The sequence below is a fragment of the Pseudarthrobacter sp. B907 genome, from assembly GCF_040137805.1.
Lineage (GTDB): Bacteria > Actinomycetota > Actinomycetes > Actinomycetales > Micrococcaceae > Arthrobacter.
Genome location: NZ_JBEEQE010000022.1, coordinates 1 through 20,578, shown reverse-complemented (window position 1 = coordinate 20,578; position 20,578 = coordinate 1). Strand labels below are relative to the sequence as shown.

Sequence of the window (20,578 nt, the reverse complement as noted above, 5' to 3'; positions counted from 1 at the left end):
AACCCCAGCTATGACTATCCAGCCCATCGCCCCCCAGCCGGTCACGGCCACGGGGACGACCCCGCAGGCTGCAGCCGTCCGGGCCCCCGTGCAGACCATGGATGCCAACGTGTTCATGTCGCTCCTGGTGGCGCAGCTCAAGAACCAGAACCCGAGCGCCCCGATGGACACCAACCAGATGATGGCGCAGACCATCCAGCTCTCCATGATGGAAAAAATGACCGAGCTGACCACCAACAGCAAGGAAGGTTTCTCACTCCAGATGCGCTCCGCAGCCTCCCAGCTGATTGGCCACTCCGTGGGCTACACCCTGGCCGACGGCACCACCGGCACCGGCATCGCCAGCTCGGTGTCCTTCGCCGGCGCCGTGCCGACCGTCAAAGTCGGCGACCTTTCCATCCCCCTCGACTCCATCACCGGCCTGACCGCGCCGGCCGCTTCCTAACCAGTTTCCTCCCGAAGAAAGGCAGTTCCCATGCTCCGCTCGCTGTACTCCGGAATCTCCGGCCTCCGTGCCCACCAGACCATGCTGGACGTCACCGGCAACAACATCGCCAACGTCAACACGGCCGGCTTCAAGGCGTCCTCCACCCAGTTCCAGGACACCCTCTCGCAGATGACCCAGGGCGCCTCCGCGCCGCAGGGCGAGTCCGGCGGCAGCAACCCGGCGCAGATCGGCCTCGGCGTCCGCGTCGCCGGCGTCAGCACCAACTTCGCCCAGGGCTCCTCGCAGAGCACGGGCCGCGCCACGGACATGATGATCTCCGGCGACGGCTTCTTCGTCACCAGCAAGGGCGGCCAGCAGCTCTTCACCCGCGCCGGTTCCATGACGTTCGACGCCGCCAGCCAGCTCGTCAGCCCCGACGGCGGCATCCTTCAGGGCTGGACCGCGAACGCCAGCGGCGTGGTCGACCAGGCGGGTGCCATCGGCGACATCACGCTCAACCCCAACACGATGATCGCGACCCCCACCACCAAGGTCACCCTCGACGGCAACCTGCCCAGCGACGCGGCCGTGGGCAGCCCCGCGCTGCAGCGCGTCGTCAAGGTCTACGACGCCACCGGCGCCGAGAGCAGCGTGACGCTCACCTTCAGCAAATCCGCTTTGGGCTGGGACGTTTCCGACGCTGGCGGACCGATCGGCTCCCTCACGTTCACCAACGGGAAGCAGAACCCCGGTCCCGCAATCGCTACCAGCGGGGGCATCGCCGTGGACCTCTCGAAGGTCTCCGGCTACGCGACCATGAGCTCCCTCACGGTTGCCGGCCAGAACGGTTCGGCGGCCGGCAAGCTGGAGTCCTTCACCCTCGGCAACGACGGGTCCCTGATCGGGTCCTTCAGCAACGGCACCAAGCAGGTCCTGGCCAAGATTGCACTGGCCAAGTTCACCAACCCGGCCGGCCTGGAGAAGGCCGGCGGCTCCTCCTACGTCGCCACCGCCAACTCCGGCAACGTGCAGCTGGGCGCTGCGGGTGACCCGGGCATCGGCACCCTGGCCGGCGGCTCGCTGGAAATGTCCAACGTGGACCTCTCCCAGGAGTTCACCAACCTGATCGTCGCCCAGCGCGGCTTCCAAGCCAACGCCCGCATCATCACCACCTCCGACGAGGTCCTGCAGGAACTCGGCAACCTCAAGCGCTAGTACCGGCCCCCACCCCCGGGTTGCCCTGTCGGGCGGCCCGGGGACAGCCTGCGGCGCTCAGGCGGGCTGCCAGCACACGGGAAGGTTTTTCACTCCGAAGACGATTGTGCTGTCCATCCGTTCCAGCCGCGCCCCGGGTTCCAGGGCAAGCCCGGGCAGCCGGGAGAGCACGGCCTGCAGGGCGATTTTCGCCTCCAGCCGGGCCAGCGGTGCCCCGAGGCAAAAATGAATGCCCTGCCCGAAGGCCAGATGGCGGTTCGGTGAGCGGCCGACGTCGAACTGGTCAGGGTGCGGAAACTGGTGCCCGTCGCGGTTTGCCGAGCCGATCCAGGCCACGATGGGGGATCCCGCCGGGATCGGCCGGCCGTGCAGTTCAGTGTCCACGGCGGCCACCCGGTACATCGACTGGACGGGGGAGCGGTAGCGGAGCACCTCCTCGATCGCCTGGGGAAGCAGCTCCGGCTCTTCAGCCAGCCGCTCCGCCGTGCCCGGCTCATCGGTGAAGCACAGCACGGCGTTGCCGATCAGGTTGGTGGTGGTTTCGTTGCCCGCGACGAGCAGGAGGGTGCAGAACCCAAGCAGCTCCATGATGCTGAGCTTCTGCCCATCGATCTCAGCCTTGAGGAGGCTGCTGATCAGGTCATCGCCGGGCCGGTGCCGCCGCTGTTCTATCATGGCCAGGAAATACTCGGCCATCTCCCGGTTGCCGGAGGAATGGTCCTCCCCGGCCTCCGGGCTTTGGCTAACGATCGCGTCGGACCACTGCTTGAACCGGTCCCTGTCCTCGGCCGGGATGCCCATGAGTTCGGCGATCACGATCACCGGGAGCGGATAGGCCAGTTGTTCGATCAGGTCGGTGCTGCCGGCGGGAACCAAGGGGTCCAGCAGCTCCGCCGTGAGCGCCGAGATGCGCGGGGCGAGAGCTTCGACCGCCCGCGGTGTGAACGCCTGGGCCACAAGGGAACGCAGCTGGCGGTGCCGCGGCGGATCCGTGTTGATCAGGCTCGCCGCGAAGAGCTGTCCGGTTTCGGTGGGGTTGTCCCCGCCGAACCGGGAGGAAAACGCGGCATGGTCGGACAGGACACGCTGCACGTCCTGATAGCCGAATACGTGCCAGGCTCCGGTGACCGGATCCTGAAAGACAGGATCGCTGCGGCGCATCGCTTCGTATTGCGGAAACGGGTTCAGTGGCTGTTCGAGAGCCGGAAATGACGCCATGGCGCGCCCTCCTCCTGGGGCAGGCGGCCGTGGTCGTGGCAGGGAGCGGTGCCTGTGGCCCGGCGGCCAGCCAACCGCGTCGGGCCAAGGTGAAACGGGGCGGGCCGCGCGGCCCCGCTGACTTCCACCCTAGTCCTGTGCAACGGGCCCCGCACCGGGAATCTTCCTAACGAAAGCGCGCGGGCGGCCGACAGTAAGGGGAGAACACCCGTCCCCGCCGCCCGGCCCACAGCCGGGCAGTCCCCAGAGCAGAATCGGCCCATGATCGTTGTCACACGCCTCAACGGAACGCGCTTCGCGGTCAATCCGGACCTGATCGAACGGATCCACGAGAGCCCGGACACCCACCTGGTCACGCTCGACGGCGCCGCCTACGTGGTGCTTGAAAGCCTCGCCGAGGTGGTCGAGATGATCGCCGACTACCGCGCCTATGTGCTGAGCAAGGCGCGGGACTTTCCCGCGGTCACCGGGTACCCGTTGAGCTTGGTCCCGCCGGCCGGACCGGACGACGAGTCCGGCGCCCCTGCACCTGAATCACCTAGGAAGTAAGCCATGGATCCCGCAACAATCATTGGACTGCTCCTGGCCTTTGGGTCCGTCATCACCATGGTGCTCATTGAAGGCGGCAGCATCACCTCCCTGCTGCTGCCCGGGCCCCTGGTCCTGGTCTTCGGGGCAACCCTGGCCATCGGGCTGGCCGGCAACACCCTCAAGGACGTCATTCAGGCGTTCAAGTCCGTGCCGGCAATGTTTATGGGCAAAACCTCGAAGCCGCAGGAAAGCATCGACCAGATGGTCCGCTTTGCTGAAAAGGCCCGCGCCGAGGGTCTACTCTCGCTCGAGGAGGAAGCGGCCAGCGTCAAAGACCCCTTCCTCGCCCGCGCCCTGCAAAACATCGCCGACGGCACGGACGCCGAGGACCTCCGGATGCAGATGGAGGACGAGATCGACACAAAGTCCCGCAGCGACCACGCCTCCTCAAAGTTCTTCGCCAGCCTCGGCGGCTACGCCCCCACCGTCGGCATTGTCGGAACCGTCGTCTCCCTGACCCACGTCCTGGAAAACCTCTCAAAGCCGGACGAGCTGGGGCACATGATCGCCGCCGCGTTCGTCGCCACCCTGTGGGGCCTGCTCTCAGCCAACTTCATCTGGCTGCCGTTCAGTTCGCGCCTGGCCAGGCTCTCCGAGCTGGACATCGAACGCATGACACTCGTGATGGAGGGTATGCTCGCCGTGCAGTCCGGCGCCCAGCCGCTGCTGCTGGCCGAGCGGCTCCGCTCCATGGTCCCCGAACACCAGCTCAAGAGCTCCGCCGACAAGGGCCGCAAGGCGCCCGGCGGGGACGACTCTGCGGAGCCGATGGACGCAGCCGCGTGAGCGGCCGTCGCCGGCCGCGTAAGAAACCCGAAGCGCACCACGTCGACGAACGCTGGATGGCCTCCTACATGGACATGGTCACCGTGCTCATGTGCCTGTTCATCGTGCTCTACGCGATGTCTACGGTCGACGCGAACAAGTTCGAAAAACTGCGCAACTCACTGGCCACCGGCTTCGGTGCCGTGGCCTCGGAGACCGTGGACACGGCGTCGGGCACGGTGGTCCCGCCCGAACTCGTGGACAAAAACCTCGAAGCCTTCGCCGCCGTCCCGGCTCCGGGAAACCCGGCCACGCAGGCAGCCCTGGAGGAAGCCAAAAAGGAGGTCGACCGGCTCCGGGCCCTCGAAGCGAAGATGAGGGCCGGCCTCGCCGAAGCCGGGCTCACCGCCAACGTCGAATTCCAGATCGACCAGCGCGGCCTGACGGTCAAACTGGTCGGTTCCCAGGCGTTCTTCGCCGCGGACCGGCCCGAGCTCACCGACCGGGCCTCCCACGTGCTGCAGATCATCTCGCCCATCCTTGGCCCGGCGGCCCTGGAAATCATGGTGGAGGGCCACGCCGCCAACGGCATCACCGCCTACCCGTCCACCTGGGAGCTGTCCTCGGCCCGGGCGGTCAACGTGCTGCGCTACATGGTGGACCGCGGCGGGATCCCGCCGGGGCAGATCGGCGCCGTCGCGTTCGGCTCCGCACGGCAGGTCAACGACGATTCCACCCCGGAACTGATGGAACGGAACCGGCGGGTGGACATCGTGGTCATTTCGGACAAGCCCGACGTCGTCCGGGCCCTCATTCCCGAGGCGCTGAAGCTCAGCCAGAAATAGGCTGGTATTGCCTCGGGCGGACGCCTTACGGCGGCGGATCCCTTGCCGATAGTGGCAACCGTGAGTGTTCTGGATGAGCGGGAAGTGGTACGGGAGCGGACCGTCAGCGTCTATGACTTCCGGCGTCCCGCGACGCTGGCGCGAGAGCATAGCCGCGTCCTGGAACTCGCTTTCGAAACCTTCGCCCGGCAGTGGGGAACCCAGCTGACCGCGAAGGTCCGGGTAAAATCCGTGGTCCGGCTCGAAGACGTCAGCATGCAGAGCTACGACGAGTACGCAGCCTCCCTGCCGGCCGTGACCGCGATGGTCCTGTGCACCGTCGAGGCCCACGATTCCAAGCTCGTGGTGCAGTTCCCCGCCCCCTCGGCCCTCGGCTGGATCAACCGGATGCTCGGCGCCTCGAACGATACGGCGATGCCGGACCGGAAGTTCACCCAGATCGAACAGGCCCTGGTAAAAGGGCTCATGGACGAGGCCCTCGAAGACCTCGGCTACTCGCTCGGGCCGCTGTTGAGCGAAACCATCCGGGTGGACACCGTCCAGTACAACTCCCAGTTCGCGCAGGCCGCAGCGCCGAGCGAACTGATGATCGTCGCCGCGTTCACCATCAATGTCGGCAACATCAGCGCCCCCGCCACCCTGGCGGTCCCCGCGGGTATCCTGCTGGGACGCCTGAAGAAGGTCAACCCGACGGACAACCGCGGCGACGCGGCCGCCCGCGTCAGCTCCCAGCTGGAGCGCGTCCCGGTGGAACTCTCGGTCCGGCTCTCGACGTCGTACGTCACCCCCAGCCAGGTACTGGGCCTTGCGGTCGGGGACGTCCTGACCCTCCCGCACCTGGAAAACCGGCCCTTCGACCTCACCCTGGACGGCACGAGGCTGGCCACCGCCGCCCCGGCCCGCAACGGGTCCCGGGCCGCTGCCGTCATTGTCACAATCGAGGAGAACAACCAATGAGCATCACCCTGACCAAGCACGAATCGTCGGCGGAACGGCTTGTTGAGGAGCTGCCGAGCCCGGTGGCCCTGAAGGTTGTTGCCCTGGTCCCGGCCCGCGCCGCGGCCCCCTACGCCCGGCAGGCCGTCACCGCGACCTTCGTCGGTTCCGTCACCGCCGACCTGGCCTTGATGCTCAGCGACCGCACCTTCCTGGACGAGGCGGCAGGCGGCATGGCCGGCGGCCAGCTCGGCGTCGTCTCCGTCACCGACGTGCTCCGCCCGGCGATGGAAAGCGCCAGCTCCGTCTTCGGCGCCGGCGTGCTCTCCGACCTGCGTGAATCCGACGCCTCCGGGCTGCTCTCGGATCCGGACACCGCCGTCTTCGAACTCTCCGACGGCACGGCCCCGGCGGCCTGGTTTGCCGTCCGGCTGCGCGAACACGGCAGCAGCCAGGACCGCGCCGGCGACCTGTTCGGCGGCGGCGACACCGTGGCCGGCCGGCTGGGCCGCATCAACAACATCGAGATGGCCCTGACCGTGGAGATCGGCCGCACCCGCATGTCCGTCCGCGACGTGCTCTCGCTCGAACCCGGCAAAATCATCGAACTCGACCGCTCCGCCGGCGCCCCGGCCGACGTGCTGCTCAACGGCCGCCTGATCGCCCACGGCGAGGTTGTGGTCCTGGACCAGGACTACGCCGTGCGGATCACCCGGATCCTCGACGTGGCCGAGGGGCTCAGCTGAATGGACTCGCTGATCCTTGGGCTGCGGGTAGCCGTAGCCCTGGGCGCGGTGCTCGGCCTGATCTGGTTGCTCCAACGCCGTCTCGGCAAGGGCCCGGGACGCCGCCGCGCTGACGCTGCGCTGAGCGTCGTCAGCCGCCAAAGCCTCGGCCAGCGCGCCTCGGTCGTGGTGGTCGACGCCGGCGGCCACCGCTTCCTGCTCGGCGTCACCGACCACGCCGTCAATGTCCTCCACACCGGCGACATCCCCGAAGAAGCCCTTGAAGACCTGGCCCCGGAGCCCCGCCGCGGCGGGGCCGCCGGCGCGTTCGCCCAGATCCTCGCCGGCGCCTCCGCCTCCGCCCCCGCTTCCGCTTCCGCCTCCGCTTCCGCGAACGACGCCGACGACGCCGGCGCCGCCCGGCCGGCAGGCGGCCAGCCCGCGGCCGGCGCGTCGCCGGAGCTGCCGCTGTCACGCCGCAGCTCGATCCACCGCGACTCCCACACCCGGACCTCCCCGGGGCGGACCACCCCGGGACGGGATACCGGGTCCGGGAACCCGGTGCACCCGCCGCTGCACGGGTCGATCCTGGCCGGTTCCACTTGGAAGCAGGCCGCTGCCGCTCTCAGGAGCGGACGCCGCAATTGATCCGCCCCATCACCGCCCGCCGACCCGGCAGGATCCTGGCGCTCGGCCTCGCCGCCGCGCTGCTCGCTGTCCTGCTCCTGTGGCTGACTGCCTCCGCCGGGCACGCCGCCCCCGTCCCGCCGGTTCCGCCCACCCCGCCGGCCAGCCCGGACACCGGCAGCGTCAACATTGAGATCAACGGCATGGACGGGAAGCCCTCCACCGCGGTCCTGACCCTGATCGGGATCACACTGCTGTCCGTCGCGCCGGCGCTGCTGCTGATGATGACCTCGTTCACCAAGATCTTCGTGGTGCTCGCCATGACGCGCAACGCGCTCTCACTGCCTTCCATCCCGCCCAACCAGGTACTGGCGGGCCTTGCCCTGTTCCTGTCCATCTTTGTGATGTGGCCGGTCATCAACGAGATGAACACCATCGGCGTGCAGCCCTACCTGAACGGCACCCTCGACTTCAACGCCGCGCTCAGCGCCGGCTCGGGGCCGCTGCAGCACTTTATGCTGGCGCACACCCGCGAGGAAGACATCGCCCTGATGACCCGCGCCGCCGGCATGGAGAACCCGGACACCCCGGAGTCGGTGCCGCTGCAGACACTGATCCCGGCATTTATGATCTCCGAACTCCGCGCGGCGTTCATCATCGGTTTCGTCATCTTCATCCCGTTCCTCGTGATCGACCTCGTCGTCTCCGCGGCCCTGATGTCCATGGGCATGATGATGCTGCCGCCGGTCATGATCTCGCTGCCGTTCAAGATCCTGCTCTTTATCCTCGTGGACGGCTGGGGCCTGATCATCACCTCGCTGATCCAGAGTTACGCAGGCACGGGATGAACGCCAACGCCGTCCTGGACATCTGCCTCCAGGCCATGATCGTGGCCGCCAAGCTCTCGGCCCCTGTGCTGGTAACCGCGCTGGTGGTGGGCCTGGCGATCTCCCTGCTGCAGTCCATCACCCAGCTCCAGGAAGCCACCCTCTCCTTCGTGCCCAAACTCGCCGCCGTGGCGGTGGCCCTGGTGGTCTGCGGGCACTGGATGATCACGGAGATGGTCGCCTTCACCAACGACCTCTTCGCCAAGATCCCGTCCCTGCTCGGGGGCCTGTGAGGTGGGCATCCCCATCGACCAGACGTGGCTGGAAGTCCTCCTCCTGGCCACCGTCCGGATGACGGCATTCCTGATCGTGGCGCCGCCCTTCGCGCACCAGGCGTTTCCCGGGCGGATCAAAGCCATGCTGGGCGTCGGCCTGGGCCTGGCCGTCTCGCAGCGCCTTTCCGCCGGCTACGTTGCCCGTGACACGGCGGGATTCCTCACCGGGGTGGTCCTGGAACTCGTCACCGGGCTGGTCCTGGGCTTCCTGATCATGCTGGTCTTCGCCGCGGTCCAGTCCGCAGGCTCCCTGGTGGACCTCTTCAGCGGCTTCCAGATGGCCCAGGCGTTCGATCCACAAATGATGGTCAACGGCGCCCAGTTCACCCGGCTGCTGCAGATGGCCGCGCTGGCCCTGTTGTTCTCCTCGGACGGCTACCAGCTCGTGATCGGGGGCCTGACCGGAAGCTTCACCGCGCTGCCCCTGGCCGGCGGCCTTGACCTCGCCCAGCCGGTCCAGGCCATGACGTCCGCGGTGACCGGCATGTTCCTCGCCGCCGTCCAGATCGCCGGCCCGCTGCTGGTGGTGCTCTTCCTCGCCGACGTCGGCCTCGGCCTGCTGACCCGCGTGGCCCCCGCGCTGAACGCCTTCTCGCTCGGCTTCCCGCTCAAGATCATGCTGACCCTCGCGCTGGCCGGATTCCTCTTCCTTGCGCTGCCCAGGATCGTCTCCACCCTCGCCGGGCAGGCCGCCAAGACAGTGCTGGGGGTGGGCTGATGTCGGATTCACAGGAAAAGACCGAACAAGCCACCGACAAACGCATGCGGGAGGTCCGCTCCAAGGGCCAGCTCTCCCGCTCCCAGGACCTCACGGCGTGGCTGGCGGTCGGCGCCGCCGCGGTCATGATTCCCGCCACCGTGGAACGCGGGGCCAGCGCGGCCACGGACCAGGTCTTCAGCGTCAAAGGCGTGATGGCGCAGCCGGACCCGGCGAAGGCCCTCAAAGCCCTGGAAGCGGGCCTCGGCTCGCTGGCCGGAATCCTCGGCCCCATGCTGATCGTGGTCCTCGTCGTCGTGCTGGTCGGCTCCGCGCTGCAGGGCGGAATCCACCTGAAAAAATTCCGGCTGGACTTCGAGAACTTCAAACTCCTCAGCGGGCTGAAGCGCATTTTCGGGACCCAGGCTCTCTGGGGCGGCGTCAAGGCCCTGCTGAAAGCCAGCGTCGTGGGCCTGGTGCTCTACTCCGTGGTGCAGGGCCTGATCCCGGTGCTGCTCACGGCGGGCGGGCTCCCGGTGTCCGGCGTCGTCGCGGCGGCCGGCGGCGGTATCTCGCAGTTGGTCCAGTTCGCCGTCTTCGCCGGAATCGCACTGGCGGCCGTGGACTTCTTCGTGGTGATGCGCAGGAACCGGAAGAAGACCCGGATGTCCAAAAAGGAAGTCCAGGACGAGAACAAGAGCAGCGAAGGCGACCCGCTGATCCGCTCCCAGCGCCGCGCCCGGCAGCTGGCCATGAGCCGGAACCGCATGATCGCGGCGATCGGCGACGCCGACGTCGTCCTCGTCAACCCCACGCACGTGGCCGTCGCGCTGAAATACGAACCGGGAAAATCCGCCCCGCGGGTAGTGGCCAAGGGCGCCGGCCACGTCGCGGCACGCATCCGGCAGGAAGCGGAGGAACGAAACGTGCCGATGGTCCAGGACATCCCGCTCGCCCGGGCGCTGCACGGCGCCTGCGAGCTGGGGCAGGAGATCCCGGTGGATTTCTACCACGCCGTGGCCGGGGTCCTCGCCTTCGTGATGTCCCTCAAGGCCCGCGGCGCCGGCGCCGGGCTGCACCGCATGGCCGGGGCCGCGCTGTGAACACTTTTGGCCGCACTCACCGAACCAGCGTCTGTGAAAGGACCGCATCATGAACAACAGGCTCGCTCGGCTGGCGGTGCCCATCGGCATCGTCGGCATCGTGCTGCTGCTGGTGGTTCCCGTGCCCGCGCCGCTGCTGGACTTCCTGATCGTGTGCAACATCCTGCTCGCGCTGCTGGTGCTGCTGACCAGCATGTTCGTGAAGAAGCCGCTGGACTTCTCCGTGTTCCCCTCGCTGCTGCTGGTGGCCACCCTGTTCCGGCTGGGCCTGAACGTCGCCTCCACCCGCCTGGTGCTGGGCAACGGCTATGCCGGGCAGGTCATTGAGGCGTTCGGCAAGGTGACCGTGGGCGGCTCCATGATCATCGGCGCCGTCGTCTTCCTGATCCTGGTGGTCATCCAGTTCGTGGTGGTCACCAAGGGCGCCGAGCGCGTCGCCGAAGTGGGCGCGCGCTTCACCCTGGACGCCATGCCGGGCAAGCAGATGGCGATCGACGCCGACCTCAACGGCGGGCTGATCACGGACACCCAGGCCCGGGAGCGGCGCGCGGAGGTCTCGGCCGAGGCCGACTTCTACGGCGCCATGGACGGTGCGTCCAAGTTCGTCAAGGGCGATGCCATCGCCGGCATCATCATCATCATCATCAACTTCATCGGCGGCATCGCCATCGGCATGCTGCAGCGCGGCATGGAAATCGGCGACGCCCTCAACACCTACGGCCTGCTGACCATGGGCGATGGGCTCGTCACGCAGATCCCGGCGCTGCTGATGGCGGTCTCCACCGGCATGATCGTGACCCGGTCCAACGCCGAAGCGGACATGGGCCGGACAGCCTCCACCCAGCTGCTGCAATCGCCCAACGCCCTCCTGATCGCCGGCGTGGCCGCCCTCGCCATGGCCCTGATCCCGGGCATGCCGCCCATCCCATTCGTCCTGGTCGGGGCCGGGCTGATTCTGGCCTCGCGCCGAACCGCCGCCAGCCAGCAGGAGGCCGAGCGGACCCGCGACGCCGAAGCCGCCGCGCTGAACTCCCCGGAACTGGACCCGAACGAGAAGCTGCTTGAGGACATGCGCATCCACCCTGTGGAGATCCTGCTGGCCCCGGACCTGGTCGACATGGTCTCCGGCGCCTCGGACGACCTGCTGGCCCGGGTCCGGTCGCTCCGGCACAAGATTGCCATGGAACTGGGCCTGGTCATCCCGCCGGTCCGCACCAGGGACAGCGTGGACCTGCCGCCGGCCACCTACGCCATCCGGATCGCGGGCGTGGAGGCCGGCCGTGGCACCGCCCCGGCCGGCCAGATGCTGGCCCTCGGCGACTCGCTGGACTCGCTGCCGGGCGCCGCGATGATCGAACCGGTCTTCGGCCTCGCTGGGAAGTGGATTCCGGCCGAGATGCGGCACAACGCCGAAATGACCGGGGCCACCGTGATCGACCGGGTCTCGGTGCTCGTCACCCACCTATCCTCGATCGTCACGGCCAACGCCGCCCGGCTGCTCTCCCGCGAGGATGTCCGGGTGCTGACCGAGGGAGTCCGGAAACAGAGCCCCTCCGCCGTCGACGAGCTCACCCCGGCCCTGCTCTCGCTCGCGGAGCTGCAGCGGGTGCTCCAGGGCCTGCTCGACGAACAGGTCCCGATCAACGACCTCGCCCGGATCTACGAGGCGCTGACCCTCCGGGCCAAGATTTCCACCGACCCGGAGTCCCTCGTGGAGGCGGCCCGCCAGGCCCTGGGGCCGGCGCTGACCGCCAAGTTCATGGAAGGCCCCGTGCTCAACGTGATCATGATCGATCCGCTGCTGGAGCAGTCCATGCTCGAGGACATGCGCCCGGCCGAGGGCGGCAGCCAGATTGTGATGGGGCAGGACCGGCTCGACGCCGTGCTCCGCTCGGTGCGCAACGCGGTGGATTCCGCGGCCGCCGCCAACCGGCAGGCAGTCCTGGTCTGCGCCCCTGCGCTGCGCCCGGCCATCCACCGGCTCGTCGGAGCGCAGCCGGGTTCGCTGCCGGTGCTGTCCTACCGCGAGGTCACCTCCGCCAACGTCCGGATCGAAACCGTAGGAGTCGTGCGCCATGCCGAACCGCTATCGGCTTAAGGGAGCCTCGCTGGAGGAAATCCGCAGCAAAGCGGAAGCCCAGTACGGCCCCGCGGCCCGCATCATTTCCGCGGAGCGCGTCATCAGCCCCGGCATTGCCGGACTCTTCGCCGCCAACCGCTACGAAGCCATCATCGAGGTCCAGCCCAAGCACGACGTCGTGACCGGCGAGGTGGTCCCGGACGCCGACATCCTGGCCGAGGGCGAGATCGTGGACACGCCGCGGGACGCCGTCCGCGACACGCAACGGGACACCCCCCGCGACACGCCGCGGCCGGGGGTGCCGGGCGGACTGCGGGCCGCCGCCGCGCCCGGCCACGAACTGCAGGGCGACGCGATCGCCGCCCTGCTGGCCGAAGCCGACGCCGCCGAACTGACCCTGCACCGCACGGCCAGCCCGGGAGTCTCCACCGAATCGCCGGGCTTCGCCGAACTGCTGGACCAGCTCGGTTCCGGCCTCCGCCCGCCGGCGCCCGAACCGGCACGCTCCGGCCCAAGGGTTTCGGCGCAGCCGGGGAGCGGCACAGGGGAACCACCCGCCCCGGCACCCGGCCATCCAGTGTCCGCGGTCCCGTCTGCGCCGTCGCCGTCGTCGTCGCCGTCGCCGGCGGTGCGGGCCGCCGCGCCGGCACGCGAGACGGTCCCCTTCCCGCTCAGCGGCACCGGCGACCTGGTGGTCCTGGTGGGTCTCGACGACGACGCGATGGACACCGCCCTGGCCATGTCCAGCGCCGCGGGCGGCGCGGACGTCCGCACCGCGGGGGAGCTCAGCGCCTACGGGCACCTGCATTTGGACGGGCGCCAGAGCGCGACGGCGGCCCGCGCCCACGCCGTCGAGACGGAGCAGACCGTGCTGGCGGCCTTCGGACTGGGCAAGGCGCGCAACACCCTGGCCCGGCTCCAGGCGATCGCGGCGCTCTCGCCGGACCAACTCTGGGTAGTCGTGGACGCCGGACGCAAACACGAGGACACCGCCCGCTGGGTCGGCCTGCTGAGGGCGCGGCTCGACGTTGCCGCGGTGGCTGTCGTGGGCGCTGCGGACACCGCCACGCCCGAAAGCGTTGACGCCCTCGGCCTGCCCGTGGGTTGGATCGACGGCCGGCCGGCGACCCGGCCGCTGCCGTGGGACGCAGCGCCCGGCCACGAAGGGTAGATTGAGAGAATGCTGGTACTTACACGCAAGCCGGGCGAACAGATCATGATCGGCGACGGCATCGTCATCACTGTTCTGGAAGGCCGCGGAGACGGCGTCCGGATCGGCATCGAGGCGCCCCGCGGGGTCCCGATCCAGCGCCGGGAAGTCATCGAGGCCATCGCCGCGGCGAACCTGGCGGCGGCCGAAGCCGGTGCGCAAGCGGGGTCCCGAACCGAGGACGCCCTGCGCGGGTTGCTGCCCCCGGCGGCCGTCCGCCCCGTCGACTAACGGCGGTTAGTGGGAATTCGCGTCGTCGCCGAGGTACTGGGCCATCAGCGGCTGGGCGGCGCGGCGCGTAATGGCCAAGGCCCGGTCAATGTTTCCCGCCATCGTCAGCTGCTCCAGCATCTCGGCCGGATCGCCGGTAGCGGCGGGCAGTTGCAGGCTCGCAAGCATCTCCTCGCTGGCGCGGGCCGTGTCGCCGAGGCGGCCCAGAAGTTCCCGCAGGCCGTCCAGATGCTCCCGCAGGACCGTCGGCCACGAACCCTGCGGGGCGGCGGCAATAAGTTCAACCAGCGTCGCCTGCGCCGGAAGACCCCATTCGGCCGCCACGGCCGCCGATTCGACGTTCCGGGCCAGCGCCTCGAACCGCAGCCGGTCCAGTACCGACTCCACCTCGGACGCGGTAAAGATCAGCCATTGGGTGTTGCCGGCAGCCACGTGCAGGCGCTGGGTTTCCAGCCTGAACAACAGCAGTTCCAACTGCCGCCGCTCCTGCCACAGCGCCGCCGAAAGATCCCCTGCACCCATGGGCCCCATTCCCTTGCCATCCCGGCCAAATTACGGCATTCCGCATTTTCCGCCAAGCTTTTCCCTGAGGCTACACGCAGATTCCAGATCAGGTGATAGGTTTCGTTCTGGGTGCTGCGCCCGAGCTTCGAACACCGCCTCCCATGGGGGGAGCGCGGGACCGTTTGCGGGTGCGGCTCTCAGGGTTTTTAAGCTCCTGATCCGGTCTCATGGGGGGACACACTATTGAATCGCGTGGAACGCAACGAGATGGTCACCCAGCACCTTCCGCTGGTGGGTTATCTCGTCTCAGATTTGTGCTCGAAGGCGTCCCACCTCTCGCGCGATGACCTGGCGTCGGCTGGCGCCGTTGCCTTGATTACGTCGGCAGACTCCTTCGACCCCGACCTTGGCGTGCCCTTCGGCGCCTTCGCCCGGCGCCGCATCCTGGGCGCCTTCGCGGACGAAATGCGGGCCAGCGACTGGGCCACCCGCTCCGCGCGCCGTCGGATCAAAGAGACCATGTCCGTCCAGGAGACCCTCGCCGCCGCCCTCGGCCGCACGCCCTCGGTGGACGAGATTGCCTCCGCCCTCGGTGTCCAGCAAAGCGTGGTGGAGGCGGCGCTCGCAGACGCGTCCCGCACCCTCACGCCGCTCGACGACGCCGTTGTGGACACGCTGGCGGCGGAAACCCTGTCTCCGGAGCACTCGGTGCTCGCGGACGAACGGCTCCAGTACCTGCGGGCCGCCGTGAAGTCCCTCCCGGAGCGGATGCGCTATGTGGTCGAGGAGATCTACTTCGGGGACCGCACCGTCAAGGACCTGGCCGCCGAGCTGGGTTCCACGCACGCCGCGGTGTCGCAGCAGCGCGCCGAAGCGATCCGGCTGATGCGCGACGGCCTCACCGCCCACTACGCCGACGACCCGGACCAGAGCTTCGAGCCGCAGTCGCGGATCACGCCGCGCCGCCGGAACGATTACCTGGCCCAGCTCTCCGAAGCGACTGCCGGCGGGATCACCCGGGCCATCTTCCCGCAGGGGCCGATGCTCAACCAGGCCGTCTAAAGCCGCTCGGAACGCTTACTAAGCTCACTTAGTAAGCTGACCGTGAAATTCACCCGCGGCCATCGCGGGCCGCGTCCTCCCTGGGGTACCGTCTGAGGCATAACGCCGTACCAGCCGTTCCGATCAAGGAGGATGCATGAAAGCAACACCCACCCTGACAAGCAACCTGCAGGCCGTTCTCGTGGACCTGATTGAACTCCACGTCCAGGGCAAACAGGCGCACTGGAACATCGTGGGAACCAACTTCCGCGACCTCCACCTCCAGCTCGACGAGATCATCGAAGCCGCCCGCGGATTCGCCGACGACCTGGCCGAGCGGATGCGCGCCCTGCACGCCCTGCCGGACGGCCGCAGTTCCACCGTCTCCAAGTCCACCGCCCTTGCGGAATTCCCTGCCGGGCTCATCAACACCAAGGACGCGATCGACAAGATCGTCGCCGCGCTCGAGGCCGCCGTCGGCACCATGCGCAAGGTGCACGACGAGGTGGACGAGGAAGACCCCACCACCGCGGACCTGCTGCACGAATTCATTGCCAAGTTCGAGCAGTTCGCCTGGATGGTGAACGCTGAGACCATGCGGGCCTCCGCCAGCGTCACCACCCCTGACGCCAAGAAATAGACGCAACCTTCCACGCGCCTTTCCAAGCGTCCGGCGCCGGGTTTCCCTCCCGGCGTCGGGCGTCCGGCGTTTAACGCGGTTTACCCCCCGGGTAAGCCTGTTCAGGCGGCCCTCGGCACTTTACGCAGTACGACGGCGGCGAGGACGGCCGCGCCCGCCATCAGCACCAGGGCAATCGTGGCCGTGATGTGGACGCCGGAGTCGAAGGCGGTCCTGGCGGCGGCCGTCACGGCCTCGGCCAGCGGGGCCGGGAGGCTCCGGGCCAGCTCGGTTGCCCCGGCAAGGGTCTCGCCGGCCTGGTGGGCCGCCCCGGGGCCGGCGCCGGCGACGTCGGCGGGCAACCTGAGGTTCCGCTGGTAGGACGCGGTAAGGATCGAGCCGAGGATGGCGGTGCCGAGCAGGGAGCCGATCTCGTAACCGGTTTCCGAAATGGCGGCCGCCGCGCCGGATTTCGCGGCCGGGACGGCACCCAAGATCAGGTCGTTGGAGATGGTCTCGGCCGCGCCGACGCCCAGGCAGAGCACCAGCAGCGCCGCCAGCAACATGCCGGGACCGGCGCCGTGGTCGCCCCCGGCCACCAGGGCATAGCCCGTGGCGCTCAACAGCAGCCCGCCGGCGACCACAAAGCCCGGGCGGACCTTGCGCACCAGCGGCACCGCGAGCAGGCCCGCGACAACCGTGGCGGCCAGGGCCGGAACCATCGCCAGGCCGGACTCCGACGGCGACTGGCCCTCGAGCAGCTGCAGGTGCTGGGCGAGGAAGAGAATAAAGCCGTTGTAGGAAAACAGCGCCAGCACGTTCGCCGTGATGGCGGTGCTGAAGACCGGGTTGCCAAAGAGGCTGAGGTCCAGCAGGGGAGCCGTCGCCGGCGAGGCTGCCAGCCGGCGCTGGCGGCGGACGAAGGCGTACCCCATCAGGAGACCGACGCCGATGGCGGCCAGCGCCTCCGGTTCCGGGCCGTGGGTCGCCAGGATCTTGATGCCGTACACTGCCGGGACCATGGCCAGCAGGGACAGGACGATGCTGGGTACGTCCACGGGGCCGGGCTTCGGGTCGCAGGATTCCGGGATCAGCGCCGGACCGAGGGCCAGCAGCGGCAGGATGATGGGCACCGCGACGAGGAGGACCGCACCCCACCAGAGGTGCTCCACCAGCCAGCCGCCCAGGATCGGGCCCAGCGCCGCGCCGCCGGAGAAGCCGGCGGCCCAGATCGCCACCGCGAGCCGCCGCCGGTTGGGCTCCGGAAAGATGTTCCGGATCAGCGACAGCGTGGATGGCATCAGCATGGCGCCGAAGAAACCGAGCCCGGCCCGGCCGGCGATCAGCCACTCCGCGCCGGGTGCAAAGGCCGTCACCGCGGAGACGGCCGCAAAGCCCGTGCTGCCGACCAGCAGCAGCCGCCGGCGGCCAATCCTGTCACCGAGGCTGCCCATCGCCACGAGCAGGCCGGCCAGGACCAGCGGGTAAGAGTCAACAATCCAGAGCAGTTCCACCCCGGTGGCATCCAGGCTTCGGGCAATCGCGGGCAGCGCGAACGTCAGGGCCGTGTTATCCACGGCCACCAGCAGCACCGGGAACATCAGCAGGGTGAGCGCCAGCCAGTCCCGCCAGGGCGCTCGCGGCTCCGGGGCTGCGGCCGTGCGGTCAGTTGCCGGCTGGAATACGGTGCTCATGAGAGATAACTGTACCGTCTGGACGGTATAGTTAAGAAATGCGCGTCCCGGCAGGCATGATGTAATCCATGGCCAGAAAACCCGTTGCCCGCGAAGCCGTCCTCGACGCCTTCGAATCGCTGCTCATCGCCGAAGGGGAACGCGCCGCGACGCTGGATGCGGTGGCCAGGCTGGCAGGTGTCTCCAAGGGCGGCCTGCTGTACCACTTCCCGAACAAGGAAGCCATGATCGCGGTGTTGCTCGAGCGCCTGGACCGGCTGCTCGCCGAAGACCTGGATGCCATGGCCGCCGCGCCGGAGGGGGCGGCGGCGTACTTCATCAAATCCTCCGTGTGGGCCGACACCCCGCTGGACCGGGTGTTTGTGGCCGCTACCCGGCTGGCCGAAGTGGCGCACGCTGAGACCCTGCAGCGGATGGCCGGGGTCCAGGCCAGCTGGCTGGCACTGCTCGCTGCCGACGTCGGACCTGCGATGGCCAAGGCTGTGCTGTACATGGGGGATGGGCTGTACTTCAACGCGATGCTCGCGCGGGCTCCCGGCGGGGCGCCGCCGGAGGTGGCCGGCGACGTCGACGGCCTGCTCGCCGCCGTCGAACGGCTGCGCGGCTGAGTGGGCGCTCCAACCCGGGGAGGCTCCCGCAGGTGTGGCGGGTTGGTGCGGGAGCGTCCCATCAGGGGGCCTGCGGCGGCACCCGAAGCGTGACCCGAACCGCTCCGTGCGCCGGAGTTTGCGGACGTGCCTCCGGCATAGGACAATGGGACTTGTGACTGCGGTCACGAGCAATTGAATATGCCTTTGATCTGCGGCGGGAGAGTTCTGCAAGTAGGTACAAGCAGGCGCCGTAGGAGCAAACCCTCCCCAGGAATCTCTCAGGCCCATGTACCGCCGCGGCAAGGCAACTCTGGAAAGCAGCAGGCACGCCCCGGGCGCGCCGTGCTCACCGACGGTGCAAGCGGAGCCTCGCGAAAGCGGTTGCGCGGAAACTCTCAGGTCCAATACAGAGCGGGGAGGAACCCGAATCAATGTGGCGTACCCTGCGCCGCCTTAGTTATGGAGTTCCTTGTGACTGTTACCTCAGCCTCCACGTCCTTCGTTGACCGGCACATCGGCGCCCGCCGCCAGGCCGACGTCGACACCATGCTGAAGGCTGTCGGCCACGACACCGTCGACGCGCTGGTGGACACCGCCGTTCCGAAGGACATCCGCCAGGACTCCGACCTGGCGCTCGCCGCGGCACTGAGCGAAGTCGAAGTCCTCGCCGAGCTGCGCAAGCTGGCCGCCAAGAACAAGACCGCCGTGCAGATGATCGGCCAGGGCTCCTACGACACCGTCACCCCGGCCGTGATCCGTCGCAATATCCTCGAAGCCCCGGCCTGGTACACCGCGTACACGCCGTACCAGCCCGAAATCTCGCAGGGCCGGCTCGAGGCGCTGCTGAACTTCCAGACCATGGTCCAGGACCTCGTGGGCCTGCCGATCGCCAACGCCTCGCTGCTGGACGAAGCCACCGCCGTCGCCGAGGCCGTGCTGATGATGCGCCGGGCCAACAAGAACAAGACGGCCCACGACGGCAAAACCGTCCTCGACGCCGACTGCCTGCCGCAGACCATCGCCATCGTCCAGGGCCGCGCCGAGGCCCTCGGCTTCGAAGTTGAGGTCGCAGACCTGTCCAAAGGCCTGCCCGAGGGCGTCATCAACGGCGTTGTGCTGCAGCAGCCGGGCGCTTCCGGCCGCGTGTTCGACCACACCGCCGTGATCGCCGAGGCCAAGGAACGCGGCGCGCTCGTCACGGTGGCGGCGGACCTGCTGTCCCTGACCCTCATCACCTCCCCGGGCGAGCAGGGTGCGGACATCGCCGTCGGCTCCGCCCAGCGCTTCGGCGTCCCGCTGTTCTTCGGCGGCCCGCACGCCGCCTACATGGCCGTAGCCAAGGGCCTCGAGCGCTCCATGCCCGGCCGCCTCGTCGGTGTCTCCAAGGACAACGCCGGCATGCCCGCCTACCGCCTGGCGCTGCAGACCCGCGAGCAGCACATCCGCCGCGAGAAGGCCACCTCCAACATCTGCACGGCCCAGGCGCTGCTGGCCATCGTGGCCTCGTTCTACGCCGTCTACCACGGCCCGGACGGGCTGAAGGCGATCGCCGAGACCGTCCACAACAACGCCCGCACCATCGCCGCCTCGCTCAAGGGCGCCGGCCTTAACGTGCTGCACACCTCGTTCTTCGACACTGTCACCGTCTCGGTTCCGGGCAAGGCCGCGGAGATCATCGCCGCCGCCGATGCCAAGGGCATCAACCTGCGTTCCATCGATGCCGACACGGTCGGCATCTCCGCCGATGAGGCGACGACGGCGGCAAACGTTGCCGACGTCGTCGCCGCCTTCGGCGCCACGGTGGTTGATTCCGTGGAAGGCTTCGCCCTGGACGCCGCCGTCGAGCGCACCTCCGACTACCTGCAGCACCCGGTCTTCAACACGCACCGTTCCGAGACCCAGCTGCTGCGCTACATCCGCCGTCTCTCGGACCGGGACCTCGCGCTGGACCGGACCATGATTCCGTTGGGTTCGTGCACCATGAAGCTGAACGCCACGGCCGAGATGGAAGCGATCTCCTGGCCGGAATTCGCCTCCATCCACCCCTTCGCCCCCGACTCCCAGACCGCCGGCTGGCGCGAACTGATCGAGGACCTCGAAGCCCAGCTGACCGAAATCACCGGCTACGACCAGGTCTCCATCCAGCCCAACGCCGGCTCCCAGGGCGAGCTCGCCGGCCTGCTCGCGATCCGCGGCTACCACCACTCCCGCGGCGACGCTCAGCGCAACGTCTGCCTGATCCCGGCCTCCGCGCACGGCACCAACGCCGCCTCCGCGGTGCTGGCCGGCATGAAGGTC

At 68.7% G+C, this 20,578-nt stretch carries 22 protein-coding genes and 2 riboswitches; of the genes, 19 read left to right on the top strand and 3 right to left on the bottom strand.

Annotated features, from left to right (window positions below; genetic code table 11):
• The first annotated feature begins 10 nt into the window (after positions 1-10).
• Complete coding sequence (locus ABLI39_RS16045) at positions 11-445, top strand: flagellar hook assembly protein FlgD (protein WP_349414476.1); 435 nt, start codon at positions 11-13, stop codon at positions 443-445.
• Positions 446-475: 30 nt separating this feature from the next.
• On the top strand, positions 476-1,642 hold the full coding sequence (locus ABLI39_RS16040; protein ID WP_349414474.1) for a flagellar hook protein FlgE: 1,167 nt from the start codon (positions 476-478) through the stop codon (positions 1,640-1,642).
• Between the two features lie 57 nt (positions 1,643-1,699).
• On the opposite strand, the gene ABLI39_RS16035 is transcribed toward ABLI39_RS16040, so the two are convergent.
• A complete protein-coding gene (locus ABLI39_RS16035) occupies positions 1,700-2,860 on the bottom strand; it encodes a cytochrome P450 (RefSeq protein ID WP_349414472.1) in 1,161 nt (386 codons plus the stop codon).
• Positions 2,861-3,121: 261 nt separating this feature from the next.
• On the opposite strand from ABLI39_RS16035, the gene ABLI39_RS16030 reads away from it, so the two are divergent.
• From ABLI39_RS16030 to ABLI39_RS15970, 13 genes are read left to right on the top strand one after another with little or no spacing between them, the layout of a single operon-like run.
• On the top strand, positions 3,122-3,409 hold the full coding sequence (locus ABLI39_RS16030) for a flagellar FlbD family protein (RefSeq protein ID WP_349414471.1): 288 nt from the start codon (positions 3,122-3,124) through the stop codon (positions 3,407-3,409).
• Between the two features lie 3 nt (positions 3,410-3,412).
• Entirely contained in the window at positions 3,413-4,237 is an 825-nt protein-coding gene (locus ABLI39_RS16025; protein ID WP_349414470.1) for a motility protein A, read from the top strand.
• Complete coding sequence (locus ABLI39_RS16020; protein WP_349414468.1) at positions 4,234-5,061, top strand: OmpA/MotB family protein; 828 nt, start codon at positions 4,234-4,236, stop codon at positions 5,059-5,061. Before ABLI39_RS16025 ends, ABLI39_RS16020 begins: the two co-directional genes overlap by 4 nt.
• Positions 5,062-5,121: 60 nt before the next feature.
• Positions 5,122-6,018, top strand: coding sequence for a flagellar motor switch protein FliM (locus ABLI39_RS16015; protein WP_349414466.1), 897 nt, complete (start codon positions 5,122-5,124; stop codon positions 6,016-6,018).
• Positions 6,015-6,743 (top strand): flagellar motor switch protein FliN, encoded by a 729-nt coding sequence (gene fliN, locus ABLI39_RS16010; RefSeq protein WP_349414464.1) that lies wholly within the window; start codon positions 6,015-6,017, stop codon positions 6,741-6,743. The genes ABLI39_RS16015 and fliN overlap by 4 nt, the downstream gene beginning before the upstream one ends.
• A complete protein-coding gene (gene fliO / locus ABLI39_RS16005) occupies positions 6,744-7,370 on the top strand; it encodes a flagellar biosynthetic protein FliO (protein WP_349414463.1) in 627 nt (208 codons plus the stop codon).
• Positions 7,367-8,197 (top strand): flagellar type III secretion system pore protein FliP, encoded by an 831-nt coding sequence (gene fliP / locus ABLI39_RS16000; protein WP_502935242.1) that lies wholly within the window; start codon positions 7,367-7,369, stop codon positions 8,195-8,197. The genes fliO and fliP overlap by 4 nt, the downstream gene beginning before the upstream one ends.
• On the top strand, positions 8,194-8,469 hold the full coding sequence (fliQ, locus tag ABLI39_RS15995) for a flagellar biosynthesis protein FliQ (protein WP_349414461.1): 276 nt from the start codon (positions 8,194-8,196) through the stop codon (positions 8,467-8,469). Before fliP ends, fliQ begins: the two co-directional genes overlap by 4 nt.
• Position 8,470: 1 nt before the next feature.
• Complete coding sequence (locus ABLI39_RS15990) at positions 8,471-9,229, top strand: flagellar biosynthetic protein FliR (RefSeq protein WP_349414460.1); 759 nt, start codon at positions 8,471-8,473, stop codon at positions 9,227-9,229.
• Positions 9,229-10,311, top strand: a complete 1,083-nt coding sequence (locus ABLI39_RS15985) for an EscU/YscU/HrcU family type III secretion system export apparatus switch protein (protein WP_349414459.1) — start codon at positions 9,229-9,231, stop codon at positions 10,309-10,311. Before ABLI39_RS15990 ends, ABLI39_RS15985 begins: the two co-directional genes overlap by 1 nt.
• A 49-nt stretch (positions 10,312-10,360) precedes the next feature.
• Positions 10,361-12,409, top strand: a complete 2,049-nt coding sequence (locus ABLI39_RS15980; RefSeq protein WP_349414458.1) for a flagellar biosynthesis protein FlhA — start codon at positions 10,361-10,363, stop codon at positions 12,407-12,409.
• Entirely contained in the window at positions 12,387-13,562 is a 1,176-nt protein-coding gene (locus ABLI39_RS15975) for a hypothetical protein (RefSeq protein WP_349414457.1), read from the top strand. Before ABLI39_RS15980 ends, ABLI39_RS15975 begins: the two co-directional genes overlap by 23 nt.
• Positions 13,563-13,571: 9 nt before the next feature.
• Positions 13,572-13,832, top strand: coding sequence for a carbon storage regulator (locus ABLI39_RS15970; protein ID WP_349414456.1), 261 nt, complete (start codon positions 13,572-13,574; stop codon positions 13,830-13,832).
• A gap of 6 nt (positions 13,833-13,838) precedes the next feature.
• Here the strand turns inward: ABLI39_RS15970 and ABLI39_RS15965 are convergent, their stop codons facing one another.
• The gene (locus ABLI39_RS15965) at positions 13,839-14,354 is read right to left on the bottom strand and encodes a flagellar protein FlgN (RefSeq protein WP_349414455.1); all 516 of its coding nucleotides are present in this window, start codon (positions 14,352-14,354) and stop codon (positions 13,839-13,841) included.
• A 225-nt stretch (positions 14,355-14,579) separates the two neighbouring features.
• Between ABLI39_RS15965 and ABLI39_RS15960 the strand changes: the two genes are divergently transcribed.
• Together ABLI39_RS15960 and ABLI39_RS15955 are read left to right on the top strand one after the other, a co-directional pair.
• Positions 14,580-15,398 carry a sigma-70 family RNA polymerase sigma factor gene (locus tag ABLI39_RS15960; RefSeq protein ID WP_349414454.1) on the top strand — a complete coding sequence of 273 codons (819 nt, stop codon included), beginning with the start codon at positions 14,580-14,582 and terminating at the stop codon, positions 15,396-15,398.
• Positions 15,399-15,534: 136 nt separating this feature from the next.
• Complete coding sequence (locus ABLI39_RS15955; RefSeq protein ID WP_349414453.1) at positions 15,535-16,017, top strand: Dps family protein; 483 nt, start codon at positions 15,535-15,537, stop codon at positions 16,015-16,017.
• A gap of 101 nt (positions 16,018-16,118) precedes the next feature.
• Here the strand turns inward: ABLI39_RS15955 and ABLI39_RS15950 are convergent, their stop codons facing one another.
• Positions 16,119-17,690 (bottom strand): MFS transporter, encoded by a 1,572-nt coding sequence (locus ABLI39_RS15950; protein WP_349414452.1) that lies wholly within the window; start codon positions 17,688-17,690, stop codon positions 16,119-16,121.
• Between the two features lie 68 nt (positions 17,691-17,758).
• Here ABLI39_RS15950 and ABLI39_RS15945 point away from each other — a divergent pair, with 68 nt between their 5' ends.
• Together ABLI39_RS15945 and ABLI39_RS15940 are read left to right on the top strand one after the other, a co-directional pair.
• Positions 17,759-18,298, top strand: a complete 540-nt coding sequence (locus tag ABLI39_RS15945) for a TetR family transcriptional regulator (RefSeq protein ID WP_349414451.1) — start codon at positions 17,759-17,761, stop codon at positions 18,296-18,298.
• 187 nt (positions 18,299-18,485) lie between these two features.
• A riboswitch (glycine riboswitch) is annotated at positions 18,486-18,584 on the top strand.
• Position 18,585: 1 nt separating this feature from the next.
• Positions 18,586-18,700, top strand: a riboswitch (glycine riboswitch).
• Positions 18,701-18,739: 39 nt separating this feature from the next.
• On the top strand, positions 18,740-20,578 hold a 1,839-nt coding region (locus ABLI39_RS15940; RefSeq protein ID WP_502935241.1), incomplete at its 3' end, for an aminomethyl-transferring glycine dehydrogenase.

Coding starts and splice junctions, on each gene's coding strand:
- ABLI39_RS16045 (WP_349414476.1), top strand. CDS start 11: ATGACTATCCAGCCCATCGCCCCCCAGCCGGTCACGGCCACGGGGACG.
- ABLI39_RS16040 (WP_349414474.1), top strand. CDS start 476: ATGCTCCGCTCGCTGTACTCCGGAATCTCCGGCCTCCGTGCCCACCAG.
- ABLI39_RS16035 (WP_349414472.1), bottom strand. CDS start 2,860: ATGGCGTCATTTCCGGCTCTCGAACAGCCACTGAACCCGTTTCCGCAA.
- ABLI39_RS16030 (WP_349414471.1), top strand. CDS start 3,122: ATGATCGTTGTCACACGCCTCAACGGAACGCGCTTCGCGGTCAATCCG.
- ABLI39_RS16025 (WP_349414470.1), top strand. CDS start 3,413: ATGGATCCCGCAACAATCATTGGACTGCTCCTGGCCTTTGGGTCCGTC.
- fliN (WP_349414464.1), top strand. CDS start 6,015: ATGAGCATCACCCTGACCAAGCACGAATCGTCGGCGGAACGGCTTGTT.
- fliO (WP_349414463.1), top strand. CDS start 6,744: ATGGACTCGCTGATCCTTGGGCTGCGGGTAGCCGTAGCCCTGGGCGCG.
- fliQ (WP_349414461.1), top strand. CDS start 8,194: ATGAACGCCAACGCCGTCCTGGACATCTGCCTCCAGGCCATGATCGTG.
- ABLI39_RS15985 (WP_349414459.1), top strand. CDS start 9,229: ATGTCGGATTCACAGGAAAAGACCGAACAAGCCACCGACAAACGCATG.
- ABLI39_RS15980 (WP_349414458.1), top strand. CDS start 10,361: ATGAACAACAGGCTCGCTCGGCTGGCGGTGCCCATCGGCATCGTCGGC.
- ABLI39_RS15975 (WP_349414457.1), top strand. CDS start 12,387: ATGCCGAACCGCTATCGGCTTAAGGGAGCCTCGCTGGAGGAAATCCGC.
- ABLI39_RS15970 (WP_349414456.1), top strand. CDS start 13,572: ATGCTGGTACTTACACGCAAGCCGGGCGAACAGATCATGATCGGCGAC.
- ABLI39_RS15965 (WP_349414455.1), bottom strand. CDS start 14,354: ATGGGTGCAGGGGATCTTTCGGCGGCGCTGTGGCAGGAGCGGCGGCAG.
- ABLI39_RS15955 (WP_349414453.1), top strand. CDS start 15,535: ATGAAAGCAACACCCACCCTGACAAGCAACCTGCAGGCCGTTCTCGTG.
- ABLI39_RS15950 (WP_349414452.1), bottom strand. CDS start 17,690: ATGAGCACCGTATTCCAGCCGGCAACTGACCGCACGGCCGCAGCCCCG.
- ABLI39_RS15945 (WP_349414451.1), top strand. CDS start 17,759: ATGGCCAGAAAACCCGTTGCCCGCGAAGCCGTCCTCGACGCCTTCGAA.